Source organism: Marinitoga sp. 38H-ov, assembly GCF_011057715.1.
GTDB lineage: Bacteria > Thermotogota > Thermotogae > Petrotogales > Petrotogaceae > Marinitoga.
Map to the genome: position 1 here is coordinate 76,704 of NZ_LNGH01000016.1, position 13,753 is coordinate 90,456.

The following is a 13,753-nucleotide window of genomic DNA, read 5'->3' on the forward strand; positions in this document are numbered from 1 at the left end:
CCTCCATTACAACATTTCCTTAATTTTATCAACTATTTTCTCTTCTGTTGCTTTATTTGCAACGGATAATGCATTAGCAATAGCTTCGCTATCTGAAGAACCATGAGCTTTTATTAATATCCCATTAATTCCTAAAAAAAATGTTCCACCATATTGTCTATAGTCTAAACTGGATTTTAAACCTTTTAATGATTTTTTCATTAAAAGAGCTCCTATTTTAGTTAAAATACCGCCATTAGATACTTTTTCTTTTAATTCTGATAATATATAATATGCGGTTCCTTCTATAGTTTTTAACATGTTATTACCAGTAAACCCATCAGTAACAATAACATCAATATTATTTTCGAAAATATCTCTTCCTTCTATAAATCCCATATAATTTATTCTTTCATCACTAGATAAATGTTCAGCTGCTTCTTTTACTAATTTTGTCCCTTTACTTTCTTCTGTACCTATATTTAGTATATATACCTTTGGATTATCAATTCCTAGAAATTTAGCGAAGGCAATTCCCTCTTTTGCTAAATCTAAAAAATGAATTGGCTTTAATTCTGCATTAGCACCTCCATCTACTAAAACCCTAGGTTTTCCCCCTTTACCAGGTAATGGTATTACTAATGCAGGTCTTGTTATACCTTTAATTCTTCCAGTAATAAATGTACCAGCAGCGAGCAATGCTCCTGTATTCCCAGCACTCACAAAAGCATCTAACTCACCATTTTTCATCATTTCATTTCCTATATATATAGAACTATTCTTTAATTTAATAACTTCTGTAGGTTTGGTATGATTATCAACCAAATTCTCTGCCTTAATAAGCTTTATTCTATTTTTTAATTCCTTAGGTATTTCTAAACTTTCGTCTCCCCCAATTAAATACAATTCCTCTAGAAAGTTGTTTTTTAAAGCAAAAATCGCGCCCTCTAAATTCGAGTGGGGCGCGTTATCTCCGCCGAATAAATCTAAGCCTATTTTGGCTTTTCTAGACATTATTATTCTCCTATTTCTAATATTTGTTTTCCATTATAATATCCACAGTTCAAACAAACCCTGTGGGGGAGTTTTGGTTCACCACAATTTGGACATTTTGATACATTTACTTTAATTGCTTTGTATAAATTTGCTGCTCTTCTTCTGTGTGTTCTAGTTCTTGATGTTTTTTGCTTTGGTACAGCCATTTATAATCCCTCCTAAAATTTATTATTTTTCTTCATTAAATATATCCAATAATTTTGCAAACCTTGGATCTATATATTCTTCTTCATGCTTATGATCAGGATTTTCATTTAAATCAATACCACATACTGCACATAGTCCTTTACAATCTTCACCACATAACGGTTTTTCAGGAATTTCCATTAATATTGATTCTATGATCCTATCTGTTACATCCACTTTAGATTCATCAAAAAAAATAATATTATCTAATGAATCTAATTTTTCATTTTTTGTATATTTATCTGATAACTTACTATTTATATAATAAGCTTCTATTTCACCTATTATATTTTGATTATATTTATTTAAACATCTTGAACATTCTAATTCTAACTTAGTTTTCACATTTCCTTTTATTAAAAATCCTTCGGAATTTTTTTCAATATAAAATCTCACATCAACCTTATCTATTATATTAAACAACCCTTCTGGCGTATCTATTTTACCCCAATCCAACTGAAAGGCAAATTCTTCTTTTTCTTCAATCTTATCTAAGTCATATATTAATTTAGTATCCCTCAATTTATCATTCAAATTTTTTTCAACTTTCATGATAACACCTCGCGCTTTATTTTACGATAATATTTTTTAATATATAACAAGAGTATGTTAATTTTCTGTTATATTTTTTATGGCCCATAATTAATATTTTATTTTGACAATGTTATAATAGCTTTTTTAAAATCATCAGGTATAGATGCTACAAACTCCATCCATTCATTTGTACGTGGATGAAATAATCCTAATTTTAATGCATGTAACATTTGCCTATTAATCCCTAAATCAATATCAGAAGTACCATAAATCTCATCTCCAAATAGTGGATGTCCTATATATTTAAAATGTACTCTGATCTGATGAGTACGTCCAGTCTTTAAATTAATCCAAGCCAACGATCCACTCTTAAACTCTTTTATTATCTTATATTGAGTTATTGATTCTTTTCCACCAGGAACAACAGCCATTTTTATTCTGATATTTGGATGTCTCCCAAGCGGTTGATTTATTTCACCTGTTTTTTTATTCAAATGGCCTTTAACCAATGCTATATATGTTTTTTTTGTTTTTCTATCTTTAAACTGTTTGCTCAATGATTGATGAGCTAAATCATTTTTTGCTATAACTATAGCCCCTGATGTATCTTTATCCAATCTATGTACAATACCTGGTCTTAATTCTCCACCAATCCCTTGTAAATCCTTACAATGATACAATAGAGCATTAACCAATGTTCCGGTAACCTTATTAAATACAGGATGAACAATCATATTTGGAGGTTTATTTACTATAATAATATCTTTATCTTCATATATAATATTTAATGGAATATCTTCAGGTAATACTTCAATAGATGGCGGTTTATCTGGTACCTCAATTGTAACAACTTCTCCGTTTTTTAATTTATACGAAGGTTTCTTTAAATCACCATTTACAATAATTTGTCCTTGTTTTATTGCTTTTTGTACATATGTTCTAGAAATCCAATCAGGAACTTTTTCTACAACATATTTATCTAATCTCCATCCATTTTCTCTATTCGTTACTAAAAAACTTTCTTCCACGGATATTTACTCCTTTTGTAATAATAAATAGCTAAGAGTATTCCACCTATAGTCACAAAAGAATCTGCAACATTAAAAACTGAAAAATATTTTACACTAAACGTGTCAACTACATAATTAAACCTTATTCTATCATATATATTCCCCAGTGCACCGCCTATAATAAAAACCGTAGATAAATCAAATAATATAGAATTTTCTTTAGATAAATAATTTTTTCTAAAAACCCATATAATAGTAACAACTATGGTAGAAATAATACCATGTAAAAAAGAATAACCTTGAAACATTCCAAAAGCTATTCCTGTATTTTTTACATATGTTAAAGATAAAAAATCTCCTAAAATATTAATGGTTTTCCCACTTAAATATTCTTGAGTAATCTTTTTTATTATTTGATCAAAAAGCATAATTAATGGAATTAACCAATCCATTTTATCACCGCATTATTCCTTTACTTTTTGATAAAAGAATGGTTCTATAACTTCTAGCCCTAAACTTTTATAATTAAATATTCTCTCTGTTGATCCAACAAATAAAACTCCACCAACTCTCAACGATTTAACAAAATTCTTATATAAATTATTTTTTGCTTCCATATCAAAATATATTACTACATTTCTACATGATATCAAATCCACATTACTTTCAAATGGATCCATTAATAAGTTATGTTGTTTAAAAATTACTCTATTTTTTACAAATGATAATATTTCATAATTGTTATTGTCAGATTTTCTAAAATATTTTTTCTTTAAATCTTCAGAAACATTCACCAAAGAACGCTCTGTATAAATACCTTTTTTAGCTTTTTCTATAACAAATTTGTCCAAATCAGTTGCTAAAACTTTAACGGTCTTAGGGGCATTTAATTCTTCCAATAAAATAGCGTGTGTATATGGTTCTTCGCCAGTAGAACAACCTGCACTCCAAATTTTTGTTTTTGATCCACTCTCTTTTAAAATTCTAGGTAAAATTTCTTTTTTTAAATAATTCCATTTTTCAGGATTTCTAAAGAATTCTGTTACATTTATGGTTAATTTATCTAAAAATTCATCCCATAATTTCGAATCTTTTTTCAAATCATTAAAATAATCTTTATAGCTATTATACGAATATTTTCTCATAATCATATCTATTCTTCTTCTTACTCTATGTTGTTTATATCCTCTTAAATCCAATTGAAAATGTTTTGCAATATTTTCTAATAACCATACATACTCGTTATCATTATATGGTGAATTATATAAGCTGTTTTCGTTCATATTTTCTCCTCCATTAAAAAGATAGATTAAATTTTAAACCATATTTTTTTTCTGAATTAAATATAAAATATATTTTATCCCTAATTATAGGTAAATTAATTTCAAATTCATTAGCTTTCATTTCGTAAAATTTATTTTTAATATACTTATTATTATCTTTAAAATTGAAATATAAATTAATATTTTTATTTATCAGTTCAACAAAAAAATTGTTTTTGGATATTGTTATTATACCATTTGAAAAAACTAAAAAAACACCAATGTCATTATTTGAATTTATAAAACTACCTACCTTAATATTTTTTCCATAATAGTAACCAAAAAAAGTTTCTGACAAATTATTTATATTTATCCAATAAAAATAGTTATTATTATTTTTATTGAAATTCAAACCTAACATACCATTAGAAACTACATATATTATAGGCACATTAAAATATATATTTTCAAAAGAAATCATAAAAGATTCTTTTGATAATAAAAAATAATTTGGATCATTAAATTTATCATTTTTATAATTAAATTCTATACTAAACCCTGGCTGATGAAATCTTAAATAATTTAAAATATCTTTAGAAACTTCTATATTATTTATTGATTGCGGTTTTATAGTATGATAAAACGATAAATTTGCAACATATAAACCTGTTGCTTCAAAATCAAAACTATATTCTAATTTTAAATCGCCGCTATTCATATAATTTAAAAATATATTATTTGAAAAATATATATTAAAAAATATTATGTTTAATAACAAAATTAGTATACGTTTTTTCATTTTTCTCCTTTATTAAAAAGGGGCTATAAGCCCCTTAATTTACATATTTTGTGCTAATCTTTCCATTTCCTCATCATCTATTTCAAAGTTAGCAAAAACTTCTTGAATATCATCACTATCTTCTAATGCATCCATTAATTTTAACATTTTTTCTGCATCTGAACCAGAAATTTTTACTGTTGTTTTTGGTATATAAGTTAAAGATGCTTTCACTGAAAAACCATTATCTTTTAAAGTATCTCTAACTTGAGCCATATCATCAGGTGAAGCTATTACTTGAATATTTTCATCTTCCACAACATCTTCTGCTCCAGCATCTAAAGCTGTCATCATAAATTCATCTAAGTCGGCTACTTCTTCTTTAGGAATTTCAATTAATCCTTTCCTTTCGAAATTCCATGCAACAGCTCCACTTTCAGCTAAACTTCCACCATGTTTTGAAAGAATATGTCTTACTTCTTGAGCTGCTCTGTTTTTATTATCAGTTAGTGCCCTCATAATTATAGCAACTCCAGCTGGGCCATAACCTTCATACATAATTTCTACGTAAGAATCTGCTTCTGTCCCTCCAGCTCCTTTTTTAATAGCTGCATCAATCTTATCTTTTGGCATATTTGCTTCTTTTGCCTTTTCAATAGCAGTTCTTAACCTCGGATTTGATTCTGGATCAGCTCCACCCTCTTTAGCTGCTACTGTTAATTCTCTAATTAATTTAGTAAAAATCTTTGATCTTTTAGCATCTTGGGCTGCTTTTCTGTGTTTAATATTTGCCCATTTGTTATGCCCTGACATATCATAACCTCCTTATAATATTGATTTTATTATCATTATTGTTGTATCATCATGTTGAGATGCTTCTCCAACAAATTTATCTAATTCATCAATAATAATTTTAGTAATTTCTTTAGATGATTTATCTTTATTATTTTTAAATATCTCTATCAATTTATCTAACCCAAATTCCTCTATATTTTTATTTCTTGCTTCAGTTATACCATCAGTATATAAAACAAAACTTATTTCATTATTATAACTTAATTCTTGACTTTCAAAAATAAATCCGTCCATAATTCCTATTGGCATATATTCTGCTTCAAACGAAAGAAGCTCACCATCTTTATATATTATTGTTGGATTATGCCCACAATTTATCATTTCAATTTTTTTATTTTTTATATCAAACATTATAAAAATTGCAGTAACAAATCTATCCTGAGGAATTTCTTTTGAAATATAATTATTTAAATTGGTCACTATTGATGTTAAGTCTTCATTTTTCTCTAATTCATAACGCAATATTGATCTAAATGATGTCATAATTAATGCAGCAGGTACGCTTTTGCCAGAAACATCAGCTAAAACCATAAATACTTTTTCTCCCAAATCTACAACATCATAATAATCTCCACCAATATCATACGCCGGCCTATAAAAAGCTTCTATGTCAAGTTCTCTAAATTCAGGAATTTCGCTTGGCAATAATGACTTTTGTATTTCTGAAGCTATTCTCAATTGCTCTGCAAGTTTTTCTTTCTCTATTTTTTCATTTAAATAATTTAAAGTATCATAACTAAAAGCTATTTGCTCGGCAATAGATTCCATTATTTTTCTATTACCTGCGGTAAATATACCTTTTTTTGATCCATAAAATAAGAAAAAACCCCAAATTTTCATTTTGGATTCTATCGGTATAAACATTATAGGAACTTCATTATTTAAAATAGGATCTCTTTCTAAAATTATCGGTTTTATTTTATTACTCTTTTTAAGAACATCTATTATTTCTACAACTTTTTCAAAATTAATATTTTTTAATTCAGCATGTAATATTTTAAAATCTTTTTGTGGAGGAAAATCAGAAAATTCACCTACAAGTATATCATCAAAAGATATTATATCCCTAATTCTTTCCAATACTTCTTCAATAGCTGTCCTTGGATCTATCGCCATATGAAGCATTTTCCCAATATCCAAAACAGCAGTAAGTTCTTCGTATAATTTAGACAATTCCTCAACCTGAGCTTCTAATTGCAAAGAAAACTCTTCTAGCTGAGTCCTATATGTTTCACTTTCATTAAATAATACATCTATTAAATATTTTACTCGATCCCTTATTTCATGAAGATCTTTAGGTTCATCATTATAATACTTTAATTTTTCATTTAAAAAATTATATATTTCTAATCCATATAGGGTGGCTTTATCCATTCCCCCCCACCGCCTGTTTAATAATATCTACAATATTTTTAGGGCTAAATGGTTTTGTAGCAACTTTAAAAGCACCGAGAGATATTGCAAGTTTTTCATCTTCTTCTCCACCTTTTGCCGTTAAAACCAAAATAGGTAAAGAGATATTTTCTTCTTTTAATTTTTTCAATACAGTAAACCCATCCATCTTTGGCATCATAATATCCAAACAAACAGCATCTGGACTAATTTCTTTTATTTTTTTTATTCCTTCTTCACCATCTTTAGCTTCAAATACTTCAAATCCTTCTTTTTGAAAATTAAAGGACAATATTTTTCTTAACACATCAGAATCATCAACAATAAGTATTTTTTTTGACATTTAATCCCCCCAAATCACATCTTCTACAATAGGATAAAATAAGAAATCTTCATTTATACCTGAAAAAATCTTCCATATATTATATATTTTATTATATTCTTGTTTATATTTTAACACATATATATCTTTTCTGTTATTTTCATAAGAAAAATCTATAAAATTTTCAGACATATTAAAAGAATTGAATATTTCAAATAAATTTTTAGATATATATACTTTAAACTTATAATATTTTATATTAAATTTATAATTTTCATCTATTTGTTTATACTCAATTAATTTAAACCCTTCAGATACAAAATTGTTAAATTTTGAAAAGTCATATTCTTTATAGGTATTTAATATTATAAATAAAGCTCTATTAATATATCCCAATGGAACAGCTTGAGAAATACTTAATTTTATTTTTGAATGAAATCCTTGTGTATATTCAATAGGAACTTTAGCTCTTCTAATTATTCTTTCAATTTCTTCTAAAGTATCATTATGTGAAATATACATTGACTTCCCATATTTTTTAAATTTTAAAAGATATTTCAAATTACTCACTCCATTATATGATATAATATATTTGTATTATATACTACTTTTATTAAAATCATTTTAAAGTTAATTGGAGGTATTTAAATTGAAGTTTTTTTTATCTGGATTATTAATTTCTATTATGATTGGCATAAGTCTTTTTATATATACAAAAAATATTTTTTCAGAAAAATCCATTTTTTCTATAAATAGTAACTATAATACATACCTTTTTTCAGATAATTCAGAAATAAGCCCACCAAAGTTCCAATATGTTAATTTAAAGGATGCTCCTATAGATTTAATATTTGTTTTATTATGGTCTGAAGATAGAGATTTTTTTGGACATCCCGGTTTTGATTTAAAAGGATTGATTAGATCTATAATAATAAATTTAAAAAACGGAACTTCCTTTGGAGGAAGCACTTTAACTCAACAAATAATAAAAAATATTTATCTAAGTCAAGAGAAATTAATTACTAGAAAAATTCTAGAAATATTTCTTTCTTTTTGGGTTGAAAAAAGTTACACCAAAAATGAAATACTGGAATCGTATATTAATATGGCTTATTTAGGAAATGATATAACCGGTTTTGGCGCAGCTGCAAAAAGATATTTTGGAAAAGATTTAAAAGATTTAAATTTAACTGAAATATCTATTTTAGTTGGTATTTTAAATTCTCCGGAATATTATAATCCATATAAGTATCCTCTAAAGGCTAAAAAACAAGGATTAATAATATTAAATTCATTGCTTGAGAAACAAATCATAACAAATGAAGATTATAAAAAATATACATATATATTAAATAATATCTCATTTAAAAAAAGCTATCTTGATGATAGTAATTTACAGATTTTATTAGCTATAAAAAGTGAAGAGGCTAATATTAATTTAAACGGCGGAGGATATATTGTTAAATCCACTATAAATAGAGATTTGTTTGAAATGACTAAAAATTCCTGGGAAGCTTCACAAAGTGCAATTGTTTTAGATAATAAAACAGGAAAAATTCTTACTTTTTTAGGTAGTCAATACGATGTATTCTATTCTAATAGACAAATTGGTTCTACAATTAAACCCTTTTATTACCTTTTAGCTATTGAAAAAGGATACAATTTTGATACCAAATTGTTAGACGAACCTTTTAAGATAGGAGACTGGGCTCCAAAAAATTTTGAAAAAACTTTTAAGGGATATGTGACACTAAAAGATGCTTTAATTAATTCTATTAACATCCCTTCCATACACTTGTTTTTAGACTTAGAAACTAATCCAACAAAATCTGTTGAAATTGTAGAAAAATTTTTAAATGATATAGGTATAGAAGGATATTATCCTCACGATATCACAATATCTCTAGGTACAGTTGAAAGTAATGTATATAATATTGCTAAAGCTTATTCTATATTTCCAAATTACGGACTAATACCAGAGTATTATATTATTCAAGAAATTTATGATAAAAATGGAAATATTATATACAAAAAAACTCCTAAAATAGATAAAAAAATTACTTCTATTAGCAATAAATCATATAGTTTAATGAATGAATTATTAGAAAGTGTTGTAAAGGAAGGTACAGCAAAAAATTTATTTGTTGAAAATTTAAACTTTCATGGAAAGACAGGAACATCCGACAATTCAGTATGGTTTTCCGGATATGACGGAAAAATTAATATTTCTGTAAGAAAAGATGGTAAATTTTTGCTATCAACTACTCATGCTATCCCAATTGCAAAAAATATTTTAAAAAATTATTTTTACTATAACTCAAATATAAAAGTTCCAAAATATAACTTTGATGGATTTGTAGATTTAGAAAATTCTTTTGAGGAATTATTAAACATTTTTAATAATAAAAATTTATCTAAAAATTTATACTTAAAAAATATTCAAAATTATGAGTTTTTATTCCCGGATTTATTTTTAGAAAATTACAAAAATAATCTTGATAAAAAATTATTTGAATTTGATATTTCAAATATTAATTCGTATATTCAAAATTTAGATTTAGGTGATAAAAAAATATTTAATAAATTTATAAAAGAAAAGTTATTTATAGATATATATTTCCCAGAATTATATTACAATATTAAGTAGGTGTTCTTATGAAAGAGTTTTTTAATCCAGGTGATATTATTTTTAAAGAAAATGAATCATATGATTATTGTTACTATATAATTTCAGGAAAAGTTCATTCTTCTCTTAGAATGAGAGAGTTTTCATCTAATGAATTTATTGGAGTTATGAGTTTTTTAACGGGAAAGCCACTGTTAGAAACATATACAGCTAATTCAAAGGTAGAAGCTTTAAAATTAGATAAAAAAACTATTTTAAGTATTATAGGAGAAGAAGAATTTTCGCTATTATTAGAAAATATATCAACAATATATGTTAATTTATCTTATAAAAGTTTACTTAATATCACTCCTAATATATACGATTTAATTATAAAAAAGGCTAAATTAAAAAATAGAAAAGATTTAGTAGAAGAAACTCAATTAAACGAAGTTGATAGCATATTGGCAGAGTTAGATCAAATTTTAAACGCCGGAGAAATATTTGAAACAGAGATACCAGAAGACATTGAAATTTTAGAAGAAAATTTTAAATCTTTATTTAACAAAGAAAATATAGATTTAGCAGGAATAATTGTTTTTACTGCAAATTATATAAGAAAAAATAAAGATAATAAAAAATTATGCGAAGACCTAAAATATGGTTTTGAAAAATCTATAGAAATAGAAGACAGAGCTTTAGTAAAGTATTTTTTATACTTAATATGTTTAAATTGTAAAGATAAAAATGAAATAAAAAACATTTTAGAGCAATACTTAGAATTATTAAGATTTTGGGGAGTCCCTTCTTGGGGAGAAATGCTAATCAGAATAGAGAATTATGAATCATACTTAGAAATAATAAGCAAAAAAGGTGAGGATAAAGAAAATGAAATATGAATTGATAAATAATTTAGCTAAAGATGTAAAAGAAATTGGATATATCCAAAATGGAATAGTTGTATCTATTATAAAATATGATGAATATCCACCTAAATTAGGTCAAGTTTTTTGTGATGGCGAATTTTTTGGTTTAGATGCTCTTGCATTCGGTATAGCCTTAATAGACTATTATAAAATAGGTAATACTAAATTTAAAAAAAATTCATATAATCTTTTTCTTCAATTATTACAAGATGAAAATTTTTATGAAAAATTTTTTTTGAGTGTAAAAATTACTTTTTTAGAAGTTGCATCTTTTATAAAGAAAAAAGATGAAGAAATTTTATTGTTAAATCTAAAGAAAATATATAACAGAAGTTCTAATATAAAAGGTCTTCCAAAAAATTTTATACTAAACTATGTCGATAAAAATTCTATAAATAATCTTTTAGATAAAAAATTAATATACGAAGATGAAGAATTTTATTATTATAATTCTGAGCAAATCTAACCATTTTGAAGATTTTTAAAGAAAATAAGAAATAATAATCAATAACGTGAAAAAAATGACATTGAAATTTTTTTCATTTATAAGTTAAACTTATATAAAGAATATATAATAAGGATGGTGAATAAAGTTGGGGACAATGAAAGCTATAGTAAAAAAAGAACCAAAAAAAGGATTTGTCTTAGAAGAAGTTGAAATACCTGAAATCAAAGAACCAACTGATGTAAAAGTAAAAGTATTAAATGCATCTATTTGCGGAACAGATTTACATATTTGGAAATGGGATGATTGGTCAAAACAAAGAATTAAAACACCTCAAATTGATGGTCATGAATTTGTTGGTGAAGTAGTCGAAGTTGGATCAATGGTAAAGGGTTTAAAACCTGGAGACATTGTTGCAGCAGAAACTCATATTCCTTGTGGAGTTTGTAAACAATGCAAAACTGGAAATATGCACGTATGTAAAGATATGCAAATTTTAGGTGTTGACAGAGATGGAGTTTTTGCTGAATATGTTGTTGTACCTGAAATTGTATTATGGAAATTAGATCCTTCTATACCAAAAGAATTTGCTTCTGTCATGGAACCATTAGGAAATGCAATTCATTCTGCTACAGCTACAGATTTAAGAGGAAAAACTGTATTAATTACCGGAGCTGGTCCAATTGGCGCAGTATGCGTTCAAGTTGCTAAATTATCTGGCGCTTCTACTGTAATCGTTAGCGAAGTTTCAGAATATAGAATTAATATGGCTAAAGAAATGGGTGCTGATTATATCATCAATCCTGCTGAAAAAGATTTAGTTGAGGAAATTATGAAATTAACTGATGGTAATGGCGTTGATGTATTATTAGAAATGTCAGGAAACCCAAATGCTTTAAATGGTGGAATAGAGTCTTTAACCAATGCAGGCGAGGCAATTATTTTAGGGGTATTTCCAACAAATCCTGTTCCATTTGTAATGAACACCGCAGTATTTAAAGGTATAAAAATACATTGTATAACTGGAAGAAAAATGTTTGAAACATGGCAAATTGCCTCTGAATGGTTAAGAACAAAAAAGATTGACTTATCAAAATTAATTACACATATATTACCTATGGAAGAATTTGAAAAAGGATTTGAACTTATGGATTCAAAACAAAGTGGTAAAATTGTTTTAAAAATATCTGAGTAAGGGGGAATTCTATGAACTTTTATGAACAATTGATTTCTGAAATGAACGAATTAAAGGAAAACGGCCTTTTTGTTACAATTAGAACTTTAAACAGCGCACAAGGTGCTTGGTTTGAAGTGGATGGAAAAAAAGTTTTAAATTTATGCTCTAATAATTATTTAGGTTTTGCTAACAACGAAAGACTTAAAAAAGCCGCAATTAAAGCAGTAGAAGAATACGGTGTAGGTCCCGGCGCTGTTAGAAGCATTGCTGGTACAATGGATATTCACACAAAATTAGAAAAGGAACTTGCAGAATTCAAAAAAGCAGAAGCTACTTTAGTCGTACAATCTGGATTTAACGCAAACCAAGCAGTTATTCCGGCTATAACAACTGCAGAAGATGCTATCCTATCAGATGAACTAAATCATGCAAGTATTATTGATGGAGTTAGACTATCAAAAGCTAAGAAATATGTATGGAAACATAAGGATGTAAAAGACTTAGAAGAAAAATTAAAAGAAGCAAAATCAAATGGTGCTAGAAGATTATTAATTATAACAGATGGTGTATTTAGTATGGATGGAGATTTAGCTCCATTACCAGAAATCGTAGAAGTTGCAGAAAAATATAATGCTATTGTTATGGTCGATGACGCTCATGGTGAAGGTGTTTTAGGAGATAGCGGAAGAGGAATTGTTGATCATTTCCATCTACATGGGCGAGTTGATATAGAAGTTGGTACATTATCTAAAGCTTTTGGTGTAGTTGGTGGATTTGTTGCTGGAAAAAAAGAATTAATTGAATATTTAAAACAAAAAGCTAGACCTTTCTTGTTTAGTAGTTCATTATCTCCAGCAGAAGCAGGAGCTGCTCTAGAAGCTGTTAGAATATTGAGTGAAAGTGGAGAAGTTGTAGAAAAATTATGGGAAAATGGAAGATACTTTAAAGAAAAATTGAATGCGTTAGGTTTTGATACATGGCATAGTGAAACACCAATAACTCCAGTTATGTTATACGATGCTAAAGTAGCAAAAGAATTTAGTTTAAAACTATTTGAAGAGGGTATTTTTGCACAATCTATTGGATATCCTACTGTTCCAAAAGGATTAGCTAGAATTAGGGTAATGATTAGTGCTGCCCATACAAAAGAAGATTTAGATTTTGCTGTTGAAAAATTTGAGAAAATTGGAAAAGAATTAAATATAATAAAATAAAAAAGCAGGCCT

Annotated in this window: 16 protein-coding genes; 5 read left to right on the forward strand and 11 right to left on the reverse strand. The window is 26.7% G+C overall.

Annotation, left to right across the window (positions count from 1 at the left end):
* Positions 1 to 6: 6 nt before the first annotated feature.
* From plsX to AS160_RS05795, 11 genes are all read right to left on the reverse strand, one after another.
* A complete protein-coding gene (gene plsX / locus AS160_RS05745) occupies positions 7 to 993 on the reverse strand; it encodes a phosphate acyltransferase PlsX (protein ID WP_165146224.1) in 987 nt (328 codons plus the stop codon).
* 2 nt (positions 994 to 995) lie between these two features.
* The gene (gene rpmF, locus AS160_RS05750) at positions 996 to 1,181 is read right to left on the reverse strand and encodes a 50S ribosomal protein L32 (RefSeq protein WP_165146227.1); all 186 of its coding nucleotides are present in this window, start codon (positions 1,179 to 1,181) and stop codon (positions 996 to 998) included.
* A gap of 22 nt (positions 1,182 to 1,203) precedes the next feature.
* On the reverse strand, positions 1,204 to 1,773 hold the full coding sequence (locus AS160_RS05755) for a DUF177 domain-containing protein (RefSeq protein ID WP_165146230.1): 570 nt from the start codon (positions 1,771 to 1,773) through the stop codon (positions 1,204 to 1,206).
* 98 nt (positions 1,774 to 1,871) lie between these two features.
* Complete coding sequence (locus tag AS160_RS05760; protein ID WP_165146233.1) at positions 1,872 to 2,783, reverse strand: RluA family pseudouridine synthase; 912 nt, start codon at positions 2,781 to 2,783, stop codon at positions 1,872 to 1,874.
* On the reverse strand, positions 2,765 to 3,217 hold the full coding sequence (gene lspA / locus AS160_RS05765; protein WP_165146236.1) for a signal peptidase II: 453 nt from the start codon (positions 3,215 to 3,217) through the stop codon (positions 2,765 to 2,767). Before lspA ends, AS160_RS05760 begins: the two co-directional genes overlap by 19 nt.
* A gap of 12 nt (positions 3,218 to 3,229) precedes the next feature.
* Positions 3,230 to 4,048 carry a protein-glutamate O-methyltransferase CheR gene (locus AS160_RS05770; protein WP_165146239.1) on the reverse strand — a complete coding sequence of 273 codons (819 nt, stop codon included), beginning with the start codon at positions 4,046 to 4,048 and terminating at the stop codon, positions 3,230 to 3,232.
* A 13-nt stretch (positions 4,049 to 4,061) separates the two neighbouring features.
* Positions 4,062 to 4,826: a hypothetical protein gene (locus AS160_RS05775; RefSeq protein WP_165146242.1), complete on the reverse strand. Its 765-nt coding sequence runs from the start codon at positions 4,824 to 4,826 to the stop codon at positions 4,062 to 4,064.
* Positions 4,827 to 4,865: 39 nt separating this feature from the next.
* Positions 4,866 to 5,618, reverse strand: coding sequence for a YebC/PmpR family DNA-binding transcriptional regulator (locus AS160_RS05780; RefSeq protein WP_165146245.1), 753 nt, complete (start codon positions 5,616 to 5,618; stop codon positions 4,866 to 4,868).
* A gap of 12 nt (positions 5,619 to 5,630) precedes the next feature.
* A complete protein-coding gene (locus AS160_RS05785) occupies positions 5,631 to 7,034 on the reverse strand; it encodes a SpoIIE family protein phosphatase (RefSeq protein ID WP_165146248.1) in 1,404 nt (467 codons plus the stop codon).
* Positions 7,027 to 7,395 carry a response regulator gene (locus tag AS160_RS05790; RefSeq protein ID WP_165146251.1) on the reverse strand — a complete coding sequence of 123 codons (369 nt, stop codon included), beginning with the start codon at positions 7,393 to 7,395 and terminating at the stop codon, positions 7,027 to 7,029. Before AS160_RS05790 ends, AS160_RS05785 begins: the two co-directional genes overlap by 8 nt.
* Positions 7,396 to 7,935, reverse strand: coding sequence for a TIGR03936 family radical SAM-associated protein (locus AS160_RS05795; protein ID WP_165146254.1), 540 nt, complete (start codon positions 7,933 to 7,935; stop codon positions 7,396 to 7,398). It lies immediately after the preceding gene.
* Between the two features lie 88 nt (positions 7,936 to 8,023).
* Between AS160_RS05795 and AS160_RS05800 the strand changes: the two genes are divergently transcribed.
* The 5 genes from AS160_RS05800 to AS160_RS05820 all read left to right on the forward strand — a co-directional run bounded on the left by AS160_RS05800 (position 8,024) and on the right by AS160_RS05820 (position 13,741).
* Entirely contained in the window at positions 8,024 to 10,021 is a 1,998-nt protein-coding gene (locus AS160_RS05800; RefSeq protein WP_165146257.1) for a transglycosylase domain-containing protein, read from the forward strand.
* 8 nt (positions 10,022 to 10,029) lie between these two features.
* Positions 10,030 to 10,878 carry a cyclic nucleotide-binding domain-containing protein gene (locus AS160_RS05805; RefSeq protein WP_165146260.1) on the forward strand — a complete coding sequence of 283 codons (849 nt, stop codon included), beginning with the start codon at positions 10,030 to 10,032 and terminating at the stop codon, positions 10,876 to 10,878.
* Positions 10,868 to 11,371 carry a hypothetical protein gene (locus AS160_RS05810; protein ID WP_165146263.1) on the forward strand — a complete coding sequence of 168 codons (504 nt, stop codon included), beginning with the start codon at positions 10,868 to 10,870 and terminating at the stop codon, positions 11,369 to 11,371. Before AS160_RS05805 ends, AS160_RS05810 begins: the two co-directional genes overlap by 11 nt.
* A gap of 136 nt (positions 11,372 to 11,507) precedes the next feature.
* A complete protein-coding gene (gene tdh, locus AS160_RS05815; RefSeq protein ID WP_165146265.1) occupies positions 11,508 to 12,545 on the forward strand; it encodes an L-threonine 3-dehydrogenase in 1,038 nt (345 codons plus the stop codon).
* Positions 12,546 to 12,556: 11 nt separating this feature from the next.
* Positions 12,557 to 13,741, forward strand: a complete 1,185-nt coding sequence (locus AS160_RS05820) for a glycine C-acetyltransferase (protein WP_165146267.1) — start codon at positions 12,557 to 12,559, stop codon at positions 13,739 to 13,741.
* Positions 13,742 to 13,753 lie beyond the last annotated feature (12 nt).